Origin of the sequence: Anaeromicropila herbilytica (assembly GCF_016591975.1) — a bacterium.
Classification (GTDB): domain Bacteria; phylum Bacillota; class Clostridia; order Lachnospirales; family Lachnospiraceae; genus Anaeromicropila; species Anaeromicropila herbilytica.
Genome location: NZ_AP024169.1, coordinates 994977 through 1010933, shown reverse-complemented (window position 1 = coordinate 1010933; position 15957 = coordinate 994977). Strand labels below are relative to the sequence as shown.

Sequence of the window (15957 nt, the reverse complement as noted above, 5' to 3'; positions counted from 1 at the left end):
TACAATCAAAAAATGATATCATTTCATACATTCCTTTCATTATATATTTCAATGTCAAAAAAATACTAATTCATCAAAACGTAGTATTTAATACTTCCTATCGTAATTATTCGTTTTTGTACTATTGGTACATCCGTTATTGTAATCATTTTTTTTGCAAAGTGAAACATTCGATGGTGTTTTGGACAAAGAATTAAAACGTTTGTTTTATCCTGGCTACCATCCAATGATAATTGCCTAATATGGTGAGCTTCACAGTAATAATTTCCATTATCCATCAAAAAAGAATCATTGCACAATTGACACTTATATTCATGCTTTTTCTTTAATTCCTTCACAATACGTTGATATCTTATTATTCTTCTTATTGTAATTTCTCTTGTTTCATTATCAGTAATAGTTACATCTTCTATAAAGTCATGTTCTATTGCTTTGTCAATTTCCTCTGGTTCAACTTTATTTATCGTTCTTTTTGGTATGTTGACAAAGTATTCATCCAAAAAGTCCTTTAATTCATAGATTTTCTCAATTTGCAAGCCCTTTACACTCCTTACATGCAATATACTTATTATTATCATCCTCAAATTTAACGATAATCCAATTTTCTATGTTAGCATTTTTCTTTGCACCACAAAACGGGCAATTAATAAATTGAGAATCACCTACTTGTTTTTTATTAGATAAAAATTCTCTTATTTTATCAATGCAGTATTCTTCAGATCTATCATTTGTTCTGTTTTCATATTGAATAGTTACGCAACGAGTAACGTCAAATCCAGTCAGTTTCGATACTAAATATGTATCAAGTCCATTATCCAACATTTCAAGAATTTTTTTTGATGCAAAAACTTCGGCTTCGAATGACTTAAAATTTTTTATTATTAAATTATAAAGTTTCCCATATTCTCTAGAACCATATGGTCCACCAGTTATATAACTAACTAACAACTTTTTGTGAATGTTATTGTAGTGTGTTACCAATTGCTTCCTTATGGGCATATATATTTTTAAAAGTGCAACTAAATCCGAGTTAATAGGTAATAAAATCCCATTAATAATTATATTTCTATTTTCTAAATCAACCTCATTTACATTTAAAGATATAATTACATTATATTTTAGTCCATATACCATAAGTAATTTAGTTGCTATAATAGATATGAAATTAGGATAATGCCATAGTTTATTTCTTCTATTAGATATAAGTAAGTTTATTTCGTTGCTTAGTTCGGATTCTATATCATCATGTTCTTCAAGAAATAGGTCAACACAATTAACTAGCTTTTCAAAATCATCATCTGTTGCAATATCTTTGCTTACTGTGCTTCTTAACTTTGAAGTAACTTCTTTTGTTTTCTCCATAAATTCTTTATGTTTATCAATATTGGACAAAATGTTATTTTTAGTACCATACTTTTGCTCAACATGTACTAATAATTCATAGACAGCTGCTACAAACGTATCAGCTGTGTTTTGTGCTGAAACATTATTTGCTTCGATATAACAATTTAGACCTCTTATAATAAAGTCAATATCAATTTCTTCAAAAATATATACATCTATACCTTCATTAATATTCTCAATATTAAATTCGTTACAGAGAAATTTGTTAAACTCTTTTATTTTCGTTGCTTTATGGGGTTCTATCAATTTACTATATTGAATTAAATTAATTAAACTCATTTATGATCTCCATTCATGCTAATAATATAAAATATCATTTATAATTTTGTAAATCACCTTTATTGATTAGTCTTTTAGATATTCAAACTTGCTACTTCCCATTGGAATAATATATAGTCACACCAAATATTATTGCACGCTTTTCTTCCAGAAATTATACCATATAATTACATAAAATACCAGTATTGCGTATTATTAATCCTTTATATAATTATAATTTTATTCTTCAGTATCTAAAATATTGTATAATTTGGGTGACACCATGACACCCCTACATGAAAAAAATAACTCATAACTACCTTTTCCTCATTCTTTCAAGATAGCATTTATATATATTTTCAATATCTCCATAATCTAGATACCATTCCCAAAATTGCTTGGCTTGTTCTCTGTTAAATTTAATATGTAACTTAGGTTCTTTTCTAGTATGAATATATCTTCTTATGATCTTAGCTATCTTTACTATTTTCTTATTAACAACTACCTCTATATACTTTATTTCTTCTATATTTCCTTGATTAACACTTTTCTTTATAATATTCGTATTAAATGACAATGTAGATTTCTTTCTCCAATTATTAAATGATTTGCATTCTGAGTAAAAAGTACCTTTAACATCTTGATCTACTTCTTTATAATTCTCTTCTACATACTCTTCATTCGATTCAATTATAAGTATCTTTGTAATTTCATTATCCAATAAATCATAGTCAGTTACTTCAACATCTTCATAATCACTTTCCCCTTTAATATCAACAACTTTATCCACAAGGTTATCCACATTACTACTATTTGATGTTGAACAATTCTTTAAATACTCGTCATCAATTTCTTTTTCTTCCTCAACTTCAAAAAGATCTTCATATTCAATAACTACATCTTCAAATTTACTTTCTTTTTCAACTATTGCTTTATTTTCTTTCTCAACTTCTTTTTCTCTCTCTAGTTCTGCAATAAGCAAAGTATTTAAGCAATATTGATTAGATGTCTGTTTTCCCTCTACATATCTTTCTATGATAGATATAAAGCCCTTCTCTTGCAATTTCTTAGTTGCTCTCTGAATCGTTCTTTCACTAGCTCCACACGCTCTTGCTATTGTATAGACAGATGGATAGCATTCCCCTGATTTATTTGATTTATATATAAAATATTGTGCTACTAGTTTTTCCTTTGAGGATAAATCACAACTTGCACAAATAATATTTAACATCTTAAATTTTTTCATACTCATTTGTTTCGTCTCCTTTTCTCTATATACGGAAAAGTAATATAAACAAACTGCACTAACTACAGCTTCTTTTGTCATTGACATTATATTACATTTATTGTATGATAGATTTGTTATTAGATTATTTTCAATTTAATTAATTTGACCAGTAACTCTATCACCCTAGAGTTCCTGGTCGCTTTTATTTTCAATCTTATTCAGTACGGTATTCTTGAAGTATTTCTGATATATTATCTAACCAATTATTTTTACTAAATAGATCTGTTTCATTCTTATACTCAATACATTTCACTTTATCTGAATTGTATAGCATATTCATTTGTTCATATTCTTCTAGAGTGGCGTTATTACATAATAAATGAAGATTTTTACCTTGTAATTTACTTAAAGCATATTTAAGAGCTTTCTGCTCATATGGTTTACATCCAGCCACCAGGATAACTTCATTGATAAGTTCCTCTATGATTCTAATAATCCAGTCAGTTCTTTCATTAATAGCTCCTAAGTCAAATAAAATAAAATTGTATTTCGCTTCTATATCAAATTTCTTATCTAAATAGTAGCTAACTGAATTCTTATAGTAATGATCTTCTATCTGCTCCATGATATACTCATTTGCTATTAGCTGTAGGTGGTTATGCGTATTTGTTTCTGTATACGACACCTTAGCGCTCGTTGCTGCTAATGCATTGGCCATTTGTATGGAAGCTAATGTAGTTCCTACTTTTCTTTCTGTACCTACAATTCCTATAAAAATGTTATTGCACTTCCAATTGATTGTTTCATCTTTATCTTTACAATTCTTTAATAGGTATTCATCTAGTGTAATAACCTTATTTTTCTTTGGTATATTTATCACTTCTTCCACTACCTTATCATTAACAACTGATTTATATTGATCTTCATTCATCAAGCTATTGTTTTTACTAATTGCTTGACCATCATTTGTTTTTACTTTTACGTTTGCTTTATGATATAACTTGTCTGGAGAAATTCCTTCCGGTTGACTATCCTCTATTTTACTTGATTCCTCTTTCACTAATTGAGTAGATTCTTCTTTATTACTTTTAGTAACTTTCTTCTTAATCTGAGTTCTTTTTACTGTCTCTTTGTCATCATTCTTTAGCTCTTCTGATTGATTATCAATGACTAATTCTTCAGTACTATGATTTAATAACTTAAACATCTCTTCTTCTAAGTTTTCTTCCTGATATAGAAATTCATATCTATTATTACAGTACGTTCTCCATACTTCTCTTCTCTCCTCATCCTCGCCAACTGCTGAAATTACAATCGTTCCTTTTTTATTTAAAACCTTAAAAGCTTCAATTGCTTCTTCTATCATCATTGGTTCATCTAGTTGTAACACCAACAAATCAATAATCAAATAATCAACTTCTAAATTCCTTAACTCCTTTTTTATAAAATTTAAAAATAGATCTGCTGTTATGTAAGGTTTTATACCTTTCTTAAATACTTGCTGTTCGTTGATAAAGTCATATATATTTTTATTGACTTCACCCGTTATGTAAAAAACCATTTATTGTACCCCCTCGATATGTGGATTATTTTCGCTTCCATCATGAACAATTACATTAGATTTCTGTTCAACTGATTGCTTTGTTTTATTGTCTTTTGTATTATTTTCTCCATTAATAAATACCAGTACTATAATCACAATAACGAGTCCAATCCCCCACATAATAGTGGCCATAATTTTTTTCTTTTTCTCTTCCATGATATTAACCTCTTTTCTTTCTACGAAAGTCACATTTCGGATAATTCTTGCATCCATAAAATTCACCATATGGTCCAACTTTTTCAACTAATTGTCCTTTACATAATGGACAAATTCCATCCACATTATTTATTATTTGACTTGAAATCTCTCGTCCATTATTCTTAAGCATTACTTCAATCAACTTATTTCTATCCCACAATTCAATCTGATTTGCTTTCGCAAGATTAATTGCATTTTTAGTAAAATAGCTATTGGTAATAACCATTCCTTTCATTCCCTTATAGTACCTTATTGCTCCAATAACTTCTTGTATTGCATTAATTCCAATTCTACTTTTATATCTTTTCGCTTGAACTACAATTATATTTCTCTCTTTTTTTAGTATTAGATCTGCTCCATAATCATTGGTTGTTTTAGTCGTTTTTACATGATACCCTAATCGTTCAAAATGAACCTTAAGGAATTCTTCAAACTCTATACCCTGCATTTTATCAATGTCAGATATACCACTATCTAAATATCTTTTTCTCTTAAGATTATTTTTTATTGCGTTTCTCATATAAGGTAATATAGTAAAAGTAATAACGACTACAATCATGGAAATAGTTATCACAATTTTAAACATCACTTACAACTCACCTCTTTTAATTCTTAGAACTACAGTAATTAAAATTCTGTAGTTCTTATCTTTATGTATATACTTATTAATTACTAATCGCCCAGAATGGCCCGCCTGCGCCTGCACCGTTTCTCGATTCATTAACCACAGTGGCAATATCCCATTCCTTGTTCGTCCGAGATCGGCTAGCACAATCAGCAACTAATACCTTACCTTCTTTTGTGACGCCTCTTAATACAATAAAATGGCCACCACTTGTAAAATGACCTGGTCCCATAATAACTACAATCAATTTTCCTTCTGACAGAGCTTGCACTATTTTATCTGCAGTATCGTTCCCTTTTGCTATTCCTTCACAAGACAATCCATACTCTTTTGCTAGTGCTGGAACTAAAGCATGGCTTGACATTGCATAAGGAACTCCGTTGTTATATCCTTGTACCAGGTATCCATTTTGATATGACCAATCCGCTGTCATTTTAGGTGTTACTTCTTTACCAGTAAATGTTGATATTACAATTGCCATCGATGTCGGACCACATCCACTCTTTGCTATTGTCTTCAAAGTTCCATATAACATAGTACTCCAGGGTTTCTCACCTTGATTGTAATACACAACCTCTGTTTCACCTGATTTTATAGTTTGTTTCTTATAAGGTCCTGTTACTGTAGCTCCATTGACTGAACTATTATAGTTTTCTTCATAATCACCAACCTCTGGTATGTTTTTAAAATCATTTACTTTACTACTGTAACTTGATCCACCAATTCCAAATCCGTGTAACAGAGCATCAATTGGAGATGTAACAAAATAAACGACGATTGAGAATAAAAATAAGCAACTAATAATTGGAGTTAAAATAATTATTAGTAAACGTCTTCTCTTTTTTTCATCTGTCAAATTATCAAAAGCTACCTTTGCTGCCTTAATTGCTAATTCTACCTGCATCTTATCTACCTCCTGCGTTGCCCATATACGCAAACTTATATTCAGGAATTTCAAAGTTCACGTGCAGACGTTTGGAACCAATCATCATAAGTGCATGTTTCTTTTTCTTACTTTCCAATAATTCCTCTTCTTTATTTGTAAGTTTATAAAGATCTTTTGTTTCTTTCAGATTTGGCCCATCTGTACCAAATATTATTTTGTAACTAGGTGCATCTAATAATGCTTGTCCGTACATTTTGATTGATGGATCTAAGAAATCTACTACACTATGTGAAATGATGCCAATACCAGCTTCATATTTTCTACAACGTTTTGATGTATTTCTTAAATGTGCTAAGCACTGAGGTACTTTTGGATCAATCATCAAATAAGCTTCATCATACCATGCTAATACTCTTTCATTTCGATCTTTACTCATTTCTTGCCATACCCAACTATTAATATTAAAATATTGTGCTCTTTTTATATTATCTGTTGTATTCTGCAAATCGTTTGTATCAAGGCATATAATCTTAGAATTTGTCTTAATTGTTGTATGCCCATTCCATAGCGCTTTATCTGATCCATTTGCAACATCTTCTAGAAGAGTTGATAGTTTTTTATATATATTAGGATCAGAATCTTTTCTAACCTTTTCTTCTTCAATTGCCTTCTTGCATGTGAGGTTATACAAATCTGAAAAGATTGGGAAATCTGTAGGTTGTAATTTTGTGATATCGGTATCCCATGTAATACCAAACTGACCATACAACTCAATTAATGTTGCTTTTAAAACTGCTTTTTCCATATCGTCTAAGCTTGGCAAATATAAAGAGAAGAATACTTCTAAATGCTTGATATAAAGTGCTAGATCACCCATTCCATTTCCATCATCCGAATAGACTTTGTATTCGTCTTTTTCATCCTCATCGTCTCTTGGTACCGGGCGTATTTGTAATGGATTGATTCTTCCATTCGAACCTCCTCCGGCATTAATCCAATCACCACCTAATCTTAAGCATAAGTCTCGATATTCACGTTCAGGATCAGTAAATATCTGTTTTGTTCCACGCATATATTCGCCAATTGCTATATGTTTTACCGCAGTCGATTTTCCTTGCCCTTGAATACCCATTACAACAAAGTTAGAATTAGTTCTATCATTGTCACGTAACCAAAAGTCCAATACTACAAGACCTCCTGTTGCATCTTTCGCAACATAAAATCCATTACCATCATTTAAGCCGCTACTCGCATTGGCGAATCCACCCATAACACTTGATAGTGGTGCTATTCTATCTGTAATTAACTTTACATCTGAATCTACGGTATACATTGGGGTTATCTGCCTTAATCCTTCTTTCTGTAAATCAGATAGCAGACGGCACTTACATTTCGACGCCATAATTGTACTGGTTGTTTTTCGACTGACTTTATTAAATACTTCTTTTTCCGTAGCTATAGGCATTATTATGGTACTTAACATTCCTACTGCTTCTCCATTTTGGTCAATCTGTAATAATAATTTTTCGCCATCATCAGCAGCCTTTTTTGCTCTCTGCCTTGCAACTGTACTTTTTGTATCCTTTTCAATTCCTCTTTGTACACTTATATTCTTATTTAATGCTTCAACGAAATCACCATTTTCAATTGGTGTAAATGTAATACTGGCAATTGTACTTGGTATATTTGTTATTTTAGAGAGCCAACCATAATCTATGTCCGATGGATATTTTGTAATTCCAAATATTTTACCTAAGTTCTCACCTAGTACTAAACTATTCTTTTTAAACTCTAAACCAATTGGTGAAATTACATTTAGCAGTGCATTATTAATTCCAGTACTTTCTTTTTTCTTCATCGTATTACCTCTTTCCATAAAAAAGGCATACAATTTGTTGATGTCAAATTATATGCCTTTCAAACTATTCACTTATGCTACATGTATGAGTGGTATTGTTACTTCAACATTTGTATCTTCAATTGCTGCAAATGCAGGATTATTTACTAAATTACATAGTTTTATAATCTCTGATTCTTTGAGAACTTCGCAAATTATGCCTGCACTATCAATTCGATTTGCTAAATCTTGAACTCTTTTACGTAATTCTGTCTCTGCGTACTCGTTCTCTTTTTCCCATATTTTATAGTAGAACTCACGTTGTACAACTTCCCCTGATAAAGAAAAATCACTTATTATTTTTATCTCATTTCTAAGTATTTCTTTCTGGATCGTATTGCTTGTACTACTTAATAATTCAGAATACTCCGTAATTAATGGGGTAATATCTACTGGACGACTTACCGCCAAGAAGTTAAATGGATTAAAGTTATCTACTAATATTTCTGAAAACTCTTCCGTTAATCTTCTAGCTAATGCTTTTTGCTCTCCTCTTGTTAATAAATCAAACGATATAGCATGTACCTTTATGTAACTAATTAAATGATGATCTCTTGTGTATAGAAAAATATCTTTGATATCTTTCACATTGACAAAGTCTTGTGCTGTCTGTTTTAATTGCTCTTTTTTCTCATTATTTTTATTCTTATTTTTTTGACTTCCTTTATTCATAAAAAAAATCATCGCAATCAAAGCGATGATACAAAGTAAAATCATTATAATAGGTAATATTAATTGATTCAATTCAATCCCTCTTTCTCTTATTAATTAAATGGTAATTCTTCATCCAGGTCTTCTGGAATATTCATAAAACCATTAGCATCTGCTTGACCAGGAACTGGTCTAGAACTGCCTTCTGTATTTCTAGCGTTTTTACTTTCTGCAAACTCTTGTTCCTCAACAATTACCTCTGTGGTATAAACTTTCACACCCTCCTTATTTGTATAACTTCCTGTTTGAATTCTTCCTACTATTGTAATTTTACTTCCTTGACTAAAATATTTTTCAGCAAATTCTGCTGATTTGTCAAAGGCAACACAAGGAATGAAATCTGCTTCCTCTTGGCCGTTATTTTTTCGAAATCGATTCACTGCTATAATATACCTTGCAATTGCCATTGATTTTGTGCCTTGTGAATAGCGTACTTCTGGATTTCTTGTTAAACGTCCCATTAAAATCACTTTATTCATATCTCATTATTCTCCCTTTTATTAATCGTAAACTTCCATTTCTTCTTCTAATACATTACTTTGTAACGCATTCTTTACTAATGCTTCTAGCTGCATCTCATTAAGATTTGGTCTTTTCTCCATCTTATTTTGAATCAAATTTTGTTGAGACAAAGAAATATAGGACAAACCAGTCACAATAATATGATCATATACATAGATTGAGAGAGGCTCAAATATCTCACATAATTTTTGGGTCATTTTAATATCTTCATTCGATGCATGATTGGTTCCTCCTGGATGATTATGAGCTATGATGATTGCACTACAATCACAAGCAAGAGCTTCTTTTACAATATCTCTTGGATATATATTGATTCCTGATACAGTACCTTCTGCTATTGTCGATGTATGTATGACATTACTTCCATTATCTAAAAAAGCAACCATAAACTTTTCTTTGTCCTTAATACCACTTAGTAAAGGTACAAAATAAGCTCCTGATTGCTCTGGTGTTGCTAGCTTTATTCTATTTTGTTCTTCGTATGCTTTTAATACATTATAAGATACTATAAATTCATTTATGAGATTAATTGTTTCTAATTGTTCTGGACTTGGATTTATAATACTGGGATGTTCTATAATATTGCATATAGAATTCTTTTCTGCATACTGTGTTAATGTATCAATTGGAATACCTGTTAATTTATTTATCCCATTGATAAATTTTTCTTTATATTTTATATTCTTCATGTTCTTTACTCCTATGAATTATTCTTGTGATTTTTCTTTATTAAAAGCTTCGATTATATCTCTTACACTAATCACTTTTTTCTTAATATCATCTGTAACTTCTAACTCTTCAATCTGTTCAATGAAATATGTAATTCCATTTTTATTAATGATGTCTCTTACTTTTTGAAATTCCTCTTCATCCGTTTTTAATAATCTCTCTAACATCAATATTGTTTCTTTTGAACTCACACTATTGTTTCTTATTTCATCTTTCATATCCTTTTCCTCTCTTTCTTATGGTAAATTTGGTATAACTCCAATATGCCAATCGTCCCAAAGGGAACCTTTTACCTGGATACTAGCAGTTGCTTTATCACATATCATTCCTGCAGGCGTCCATGCATCTAATGATTCAATGTATACCTTATATTCTTTATCAGGAAACCAAATCGGTGTAAAATGAACAGGGTTCTTATAAATAGAATATTGGTTTATTGGAAATTGAATGGTTGAATTTAATGCTGCACCTGGAAGCTTTCCTATTCGTCTATATTTTTTGTAACTGAATTCAGGAAAGTATACAACAGCTGTCTGAATACCCGTTGTGTCACTCGAACTTCCAACGATATTTGAAGCTACATTTAATTCAATACCGTATCCACTTTTAACACTACTCACAGTTATATTTGACTTCTTAGTAGTGTTATCTGGTTTTAATTTTGTATTTGTATCAACTAAGGATGCACTATAATGATTGGTTGAAAATTCATATACCGTTTCGTATATTTTAATTCTATTTCCTGATCCATCTAGTATATATTTTCCTTTTGCATCTGTATAATATTCTCCATTCCATACCGACTTTTTAGTGCAAGTGTAAGTATGCCAGCTTCTTGCTGATACTGGAGAAGAAAACTTTGATAATGCCCCCGTTTTAGGAAAAGTAGGTAGTATATCGTCTGACCAGTTAATTGGTTTATGATCATCTGCAGTAGGATTTGGCGGTTCTTTCTCATCAATTGGACTTATTACTATTCCAACTGATGCTGAACTTGCAGTACCACCTCCGACAATTAAAGCATGAATAGTAGTAGATGTCTTTGTTTTCAAATTAGGAGTATGCCACTTGATCCAGACTAATCTGCTCCCATTTGGTGGTATTGTAATGCCCGTCACCTGAGTCGTAGTTATCATATCTCCACTAAATTGAACTGTAATAGGATTATCGCAAGTTGCTCCATCTCCTTCTGATCCTACTGACACATCAATAGCTGTAATCACATCCGTATCTGGTCTGTATGTATAATTACCTGCTTCTATATCAGTTTCAACTTCATCAGGTTTAAATGACAAAATACCAATACCCAAGTATTCTAAGATCCTACCATTATTTACTCTTTCTGTTTTGCTACCAGTCCATCTCTTAATACCTAGCTCTTTCTTTTTTAAGAATATAGATAGTGGCAAATTTTTATGAGTAAATGATACAAATTTCGCTCGTAGTTTACCACCAGTTGTAGTTGTTCCTCCAAGAGCCATATCTAATTTAGCTGCTTCATGTGCTGTCATAGCTATATATCTAGTTTCAAATGTTATATATATCATTGGTTCGATTATTATTTTATAGTTTCCACTAATTAATTGATTATAGTTTATTCCAACTCTTTTTGCTATTAGTTCTAATCTTGTAGAATCATTAAAGTAATTTTTAATTTTTTCAATACTTGAATTACTTGATGAATTACTTACTATTGTTGGCATATCGTCTACATTAAATGCTGTATATTGCCCATTTTCATTTTTATTATAATCATCACTTGATTGTTTCAAATCAGCTTGTGTAGGATATCCTCCAACCCCCATATATTCAAGCTTGCATACCTTTCCAAAATGAAAAACAGCGGTTTGTGTTTTACCCGGTTTTCTATAATAATCTATTGAAATAGTTCCTTCTGCTCTTCGCTTTGTTTTCATATCAACAATAGTTATTCTAACCCCATCATCTCCAGTTGAATAGAAATTACTACCACTTCCTTGCTGAGTTCCGCCACCTTTTCCACCTCCATCCATATTAGGATCTGCTTTAACAACCACATTAGAATTAATAATATAGAGCATAATAACTCCAATAATTATAAAATATTTGTATATTTTATTCATATAACCTCCATAAAAAAAGTGTAGTCATTTGACTACACTTAATAAACTTAATCCCATGTACCAACTTGTTCACCACTTGCCTTGCTATCGCCATCAACATCCTTTCCACCACTTGGTTTTACATTACTAAAAGAAAATTCTTTAACTGTTATTTGGATGATTTTAGTTGATTTATGTCCTCTGCTATCTGTTACACTATATATTACTTTGTATTTTCCTACTTTTGATAAATTTACTCTCGATTTATCCACTCTGATTTTGTTAGTAATATTTCCATCTCTATCATCATATGCTTTAACACCAGATAGATAATTTACACTACTATTAAGATAGACTGTTTTATTTTTAACACCTTTTATTACAGGTGCCCTATCTTTTTTAACAGTCAATTTCATTTTTGCAATCGTCTTATTTCCAGAGCTATCTTGCACTGAATAAACCACAATATAATGTCCAGCCTTTATCAAATTTGCTTTTTTGACAATCTTAATCTTTTTAGTAATATTTCCATCAATATTATCTTTAGCTGTAAGGTTAGATAAATAATTTAATTTATCACCTATGTAAATACTCTTATTTTTTATACCATTCAACTTAGGTTTAACATTATCTTTAACAACTTTAAATATAGCATTATATTCTACTCTATTTAGCGATTCATCTTCTACTAAAATTTTCTCAGTTATTAAACCTGATTTACTATATTTTTTATTCTCTTTGCCATCTGCAAATTTGATCTTAACCTTGCTCTTATCAACAATATTAGTTACTAAGTCTTTTGCCAGTACTTTTTGATTTACTTTATATATCAAATTATTCTTTATGTCTACAGAAGGAGCTATTGTATCTCTAACTTGTATTATAAAAGTCAATATCTGACCTTCATTATTTATTGATGCTTTATAATCACCTATTTTATTTACATTTACATCTGAAAGATCAATAGTAGCTTTATCTATGCTACCAGTAATATAAGAAGACAAATTATCATTTAGATTACTACCTAATTCAACTGTAAACTTATCTGCTATTAATTGAATATTATTAACATAATCATATCCTGAAAGAAATAATGTACTTGCAATTAAAAATATACTAAAAAATATCATTCCAATTTTTTGTCTCATATTTTCTCATCCTCTCTAGTAACTAATTCCATATTCCAACATGTTTGCCGCTAGCTTTACTATTACCATTTACTTCTTTACCACCACTTGCCTTAACATCAAAGAAGTTAAACACCTTACTCGTAACCACTTCTCCCTTATACTCATACTCTACAGATTCATCTTTCATTGTCTTATTTGATTCATCAACCACTTTGGTTTTTCCACCTTGTTTTTCTATTTCTGAATCTCTCTTAGAAGAATTATCATTACTATTGTTTGAGCTCTTCTGTTGAGTAACCTTTGCATTATTCTTTGAATCATCATTAGATTTATCTTTATTCCCCGCATCATATGAATAAGGTTCATTACTTATATCTTTTATATCATCTGACTTAACAGAACCCGATTTCACTAAATCATCATATGTCATCAGAAATGGCTCTTTGGTCTTCTTCGTGTTAGAATCAGAAATTTTATTCTCCTGATCTTCTGCATTTCTTGATGATATAATTTTATTTGCATCATTATTTTTAGTTGGTTTACTGGTATTATCTAACAAAATGAATCCAACTACAAATGCCACTATGATACTCAGTACAATCGTAACATTCCTTTTTTTATGCATGTCTACACTTTTTTCAATCTTACTATGCAATATTATCCCTTCTTTCTATGAATAAATAGTTATAATATCCCTAATATAACTATATCACAAAGCTACTAGGTTCACAAGATTTTTATTGGAATTATGTGGTATATTATTTATATTAATGTAATTCAGAATCAAATATATCCATTTTTAATACTTTGCAGTATATGCAGTTGTCACTTTAATTGGAAGTTTTGCATCCGTAATATGTACGTTACCAAAGTATATTGGAATACTCGCATCAACCGTTCCCTTGATTTCATACTTATTACTTTCCGTATTCTCAGCATTTCGAACCAAAACTGTGATATTGGACAATCGATATTTATCCGTTTCACTATAATATGATATGTCCTTATCACCCTCTTCTTCCAGATCAAGTAGCTCTTTCAACTCTTCTTGCACATTACCATAATCATTTAAAGGTACCCATTCTGGAGTAGTTCCTTCTTCTTCTCCATCACCCGGCCCACCTTCGTATTCGCCTCCTAATTCTTTCATTTCTCGAACACCTGCATATACATCATTATAATTATCAATGGCCACCGTAAGTATTGCTCTTTCGTAAGAACTTCTTATATTGTTTGCTGTAATCTGTATTCTAAGGTACTCATAAGCAACCGATAATAGCATGATTCCAATGATGAATAATACTGCAATCTCGACTGTTGTTCCTCCTCCTTTGTCCAATATTTTATGTAGGATAGGAGATTGTTTTTGTTTTCTTACTCTTTCCAATACACCTCGCTCCTTGTCTCTGCTTTATTTTTTATAGGTATCGTAAAGCCACCAAATGAAAACAAAGCAATATCATAATCACTTGTAACCGTTACTTCAATTGGATCACTTAGCTGTATTTTGTTTGTATTCTCAATAAACTCTGTTCCATCTAATGATACCGTAACATTTCCTACTTCAGAAGATTTGCGATATTCCTCAATTTTTCTTTTTACATCATCATTATAAATTCCTTCCACCGATATAATTCTACTTACATTAGTGGCAAAGGTATTCAATTGATTTTTCTTAACCAAAGCTGGTACTACTTGAATGATTAAAGCAATTACAATACATCCAATTAGAAACCCTACTACAATATCAATATAAGTAGAACCATTCTTTTCTTTTAATAGTTTTGATATCTTATTTTTCAAGTTTATCCCTACTTTCCTACCATGATTAGCGCATATACCGCAAGTATTGTAAAATACATAATCATAATACATACTAATAAGAGGAACAAATATTTTTTTATCTTTCCTGGTTGCTGCATCGCGATATTTTCAAGTCGTTGTACTTCTAAAATATCTAAGTCATGACTTAACATCTCAAAGTAATTAACATTGTTATCTCCCCTTAAAACTCCAATTAACCCACGAATGATATCCGATAAAGAAGTTGATGATATTCTTGCTTCAAATCGTAATAAAGCAGATTCATAATTTCCGCTTCGCATATCTGCAATCGTCACATCTAATTCTTTCTTCATGCTGATACCTGCATTCTTTTTATAGTTCTCTAGGATTGTAAGGACGTCTCTACTTGAAAGTAATTCTTGCTTTAATGTGCAAGCAAATCTAGGAAGTTCAAATTCTATATCCTCTTTCTTTTTTCTTAACTTCTCATGTAGTTCATTTTCACTCTTAAAATAAGTAAATATGGAAAAGAAAACAACACCGATGGAGAATAGTGGAACAATCAAAAAGCAAGGAATTAAAAGTAGTAATATCATACCTGATTTTACAATAGCCACTGCTCGATACATTTCTGGGGTTCGCTCAATGTTTAAACTTTTCAGATCTGCTTCTAACTTCTTTCTTTTATAAGAATCTAATCTTAGTAATGGTGCTAGTTTTGCTGCCATTGTATCAATCATTACTTCTATACTACTTGCTTTTTTCTCTTGCTTTACAAATGCATCTGCTACTTTATTTGCTTTATGAGAGACAAGATGTAAATGACTTGTAGCAATAATGTATATTCCATATACAATGCACATGACCATAGTAACTTGAATTATTACTAACATAAATCCT

Annotated in this window: 18 protein-coding genes; all 18 read right to left on the bottom strand. The window is 30.6% G+C overall.

What is annotated here, in order from left to right; translation table 11 throughout:
* Positions 1-65 precede the first annotated feature (65 nt).
* The 18 genes from bsdtb5_RS04285 to bsdtb5_RS04200 all read right to left on the bottom strand — a co-directional run bounded on the left by bsdtb5_RS04285 (position 66) and on the right by bsdtb5_RS04200 (position 15950).
* Entirely contained in the window at positions 66-536 is a 471-nt protein-coding gene (locus tag bsdtb5_RS04285) for an HNH endonuclease signature motif containing protein (RefSeq protein ID WP_271714821.1), read from the bottom strand.
* Positions 526-1683 carry a hypothetical protein gene (locus bsdtb5_RS04280; RefSeq protein ID WP_271714820.1) on the bottom strand — a complete coding sequence of 386 codons (1158 nt, stop codon included), beginning with the start codon at positions 1681-1683 and terminating at the stop codon, positions 526-528. Before bsdtb5_RS04280 ends, bsdtb5_RS04285 begins: the two co-directional genes overlap by 11 nt.
* Before the next feature lie 295 nt (positions 1684-1978).
* The gene (locus bsdtb5_RS04275; protein ID WP_271714819.1) at positions 1979-2914 is read right to left on the bottom strand and encodes a helix-turn-helix domain-containing protein; all 936 of its coding nucleotides are present in this window, start codon (positions 2912-2914) and stop codon (positions 1979-1981) included.
* 190 nt (positions 2915-3104) lie between these two features.
* Positions 3105-4451 (bottom strand): hypothetical protein, encoded by a 1347-nt coding sequence (locus bsdtb5_RS04270; protein ID WP_271714818.1) that lies wholly within the window; start codon positions 4449-4451, stop codon positions 3105-3107.
* Positions 4452-4649: a hypothetical protein gene (locus bsdtb5_RS04265; protein WP_271714817.1), complete on the bottom strand. Its 198-nt coding sequence runs from the start codon at positions 4647-4649 to the stop codon at positions 4452-4454.
* 4 nt (positions 4650-4653) lie between these two features.
* A complete protein-coding gene (locus tag bsdtb5_RS04260) occupies positions 4654-5277 on the bottom strand; it encodes a restriction endonuclease (RefSeq protein WP_271716047.1) in 624 nt (207 codons plus the stop codon).
* Between the two features lie 79 nt (positions 5278-5356).
* Positions 5357-6220 (bottom strand): C39 family peptidase, encoded by an 864-nt coding sequence (locus tag bsdtb5_RS04255; RefSeq protein ID WP_271714816.1) that lies wholly within the window; start codon positions 6218-6220, stop codon positions 5357-5359.
* Between the two features lies 1 nt (position 6221).
* Positions 6222-8060, bottom strand: coding sequence for a VirB4 family type IV secretion system protein (locus bsdtb5_RS04250; RefSeq protein ID WP_271714815.1), 1839 nt, complete (start codon positions 8058-8060; stop codon positions 6222-6224).
* A 72-nt stretch (positions 8061-8132) separates the two neighbouring features.
* Positions 8133-8843, bottom strand: coding sequence for a hypothetical protein (locus tag bsdtb5_RS04245; protein WP_271714814.1), 711 nt, complete (start codon positions 8841-8843; stop codon positions 8133-8135).
* 20 nt (positions 8844-8863) lie between these two features.
* Positions 8864-9289, bottom strand: coding sequence for a single-stranded DNA-binding protein (locus bsdtb5_RS04240; RefSeq protein WP_271714813.1), 426 nt, complete (start codon positions 9287-9289; stop codon positions 8864-8866).
* A 21-nt stretch (positions 9290-9310) separates the two neighbouring features.
* Positions 9311-10021 (bottom strand): JAB domain-containing protein, encoded by a 711-nt coding sequence (locus tag bsdtb5_RS04235; RefSeq protein ID WP_271714812.1) that lies wholly within the window; start codon positions 10019-10021, stop codon positions 9311-9313.
* 18 nt (positions 10022-10039) lie between these two features.
* Positions 10040-10279 (bottom strand): hypothetical protein, encoded by a 240-nt coding sequence (locus bsdtb5_RS04230; RefSeq protein WP_271714811.1) that lies wholly within the window; start codon positions 10277-10279, stop codon positions 10040-10042.
* An 18-nt stretch (positions 10280-10297) separates the two neighbouring features.
* Positions 10298-12163, bottom strand: coding sequence for a hypothetical protein (locus bsdtb5_RS04225; RefSeq protein ID WP_271714810.1), 1866 nt, complete (start codon positions 12161-12163; stop codon positions 10298-10300).
* 47 nt (positions 12164-12210) lie between these two features.
* The gene (locus bsdtb5_RS04220; RefSeq protein ID WP_271714809.1) at positions 12211-13290 is read right to left on the bottom strand and encodes an immunoglobulin-like domain-containing protein; all 1080 of its coding nucleotides are present in this window, start codon (positions 13288-13290) and stop codon (positions 12211-12213) included.
* Between the two features lie 22 nt (positions 13291-13312).
* The gene (locus bsdtb5_RS04215) at positions 13313-13927 is read right to left on the bottom strand and encodes a hypothetical protein (RefSeq protein WP_271714808.1); all 615 of its coding nucleotides are present in this window, start codon (positions 13925-13927) and stop codon (positions 13313-13315) included.
* Positions 13928-14071: 144 nt separating this feature from the next.
* On the bottom strand, positions 14072-14659 hold the full coding sequence (locus bsdtb5_RS04210) for a hypothetical protein (protein ID WP_271714807.1): 588 nt from the start codon (positions 14657-14659) through the stop codon (positions 14072-14074).
* Positions 14647-15075 carry a DUF4320 family protein gene (locus bsdtb5_RS04205; RefSeq protein WP_271714806.1) on the bottom strand — a complete coding sequence of 143 codons (429 nt, stop codon included), beginning with the start codon at positions 15073-15075 and terminating at the stop codon, positions 14647-14649. Before bsdtb5_RS04205 ends, bsdtb5_RS04210 begins: the two co-directional genes overlap by 13 nt.
* Before the next feature lie 8 nt (positions 15076-15083).
* Entirely contained in the window at positions 15084-15950 is an 867-nt protein-coding gene (locus tag bsdtb5_RS04200) for a secretion protein F (RefSeq protein WP_271714805.1), read from the bottom strand.
* Between the last annotated feature and the right edge of the window lie 7 nt (positions 15951-15957).

Bases quoted from the DNA above. Each gene is read 5' to 3' on its own strand.
- bsdtb5_RS04240 (WP_271714813.1), bottom strand. From the start codon at position 9,289: ATGAATAAAGTGATTTTAATGGGACGTTTAACAAGAAATCCAGAAGTA.
- bsdtb5_RS04220 (WP_271714809.1), bottom strand. From the start codon at position 13,290: ATGAGACAAAAAATTGGAATGATATTTTTTAGTATATTTTTAATTGCA.
- bsdtb5_RS04280 (WP_271714820.1), bottom strand. From the start codon at position 1,683: ATGAGTTTAATTAATTTAATTCAATATAGTAAATTGATAGAACCCCAT.
- bsdtb5_RS04270 (WP_271714818.1), bottom strand. From the start codon at position 4,451: ATGGTTTTTTACATAACGGGTGAAGTCAATAAAAATATATATGACTTT.
- bsdtb5_RS04260 (WP_271716047.1), bottom strand. From the start codon at position 5,277: ATGTTTAAAATTGTGATAACTATTTCCATGATTGTAGTCGTTATTACT.
- bsdtb5_RS04275 (WP_271714819.1), bottom strand. From the start codon at position 2,914: ATGAGTATGAAAAAATTTAAGATGTTAAATATTATTTGTGCAAGTTGT.
- bsdtb5_RS04200 (WP_271714805.1), bottom strand. From the start codon at position 15,950: ATGTTAGTAATAATTCAAGTTACTATGGTCATGTGCATTGTATATGGA.
- bsdtb5_RS04250 (WP_271714815.1), bottom strand. From the start codon at position 8,060: ATGAAGAAAAAAGAAAGTACTGGAATTAATAATGCACTGCTAAATGTA.
- bsdtb5_RS04235 (WP_271714812.1), bottom strand. From the start codon at position 10,021: ATGAAGAATATAAAATATAAAGAAAAATTTATCAATGGGATAAATAAA.
- bsdtb5_RS04255 (WP_271714816.1), bottom strand. From the start codon at position 6,220: ATGCAGGTAGAATTAGCAATTAAGGCAGCAAAGGTAGCTTTTGATAAT.
- bsdtb5_RS04225 (WP_271714810.1), bottom strand. From the start codon at position 12,163: ATGAATAAAATATACAAATATTTTATAATTATTGGAGTTATTATGCTC.
- bsdtb5_RS04230 (WP_271714811.1), bottom strand. From the start codon at position 10,279: ATGAAAGATGAAATAAGAAACAATAGTGTGAGTTCAAAAGAAACAATA.
- bsdtb5_RS04265 (WP_271714817.1), bottom strand. From the start codon at position 4,649: ATGGAAGAGAAAAAGAAAAAAATTATGGCCACTATTATGTGGGGGATT.